Below are 267 nucleotides of genomic sequence, written 5' to 3'. Positions count from 1 at the left end.
CTCGCCTGGGGTCAGCATCGCTTACTCTGGCCAGTTCGAATATCTCGAGCGCGCGGTCGACCGCTTGAAGCTGGTCGTGCCCGCGACGCTGCTGATCATCTTCGTGCTGCTCTACCTCATCTTCGGCCGCTTCGACGAGGCGGCGCTGATCATGGGGACGCTGCCGTTTGCGCTGACCGGCGGCATCTGGACGCTTTATCTGCTGGGGTTCAACCAGTCGATCGCCACCGGGGTCGGGTTCATCGCGCTCGCCGGCGTCTCCGCCGA

At 64.8% G+C, this 267-nt stretch carries 1 protein-coding gene; it reads left to right on the top strand.

Annotated elements, in window-relative coordinates; genetic code table 11:
* Window positions 1–267: efflux RND transporter permease subunit (locus tag NLU14_RS22010; RefSeq protein ID WP_275710623.1), on the top strand; the 267-nt coding region annotated here is incomplete at both ends.

This window comes from Marinobacter iranensis (genome assembly GCF_029207565.1).
GTDB classification, from domain to species: Bacteria; Pseudomonadota; Gammaproteobacteria; order Pseudomonadales; family Oleiphilaceae; genus Marinobacter; species Marinobacter iranensis.
This window is presented reverse-complemented; position numbering and strand designations above follow the sequence as displayed.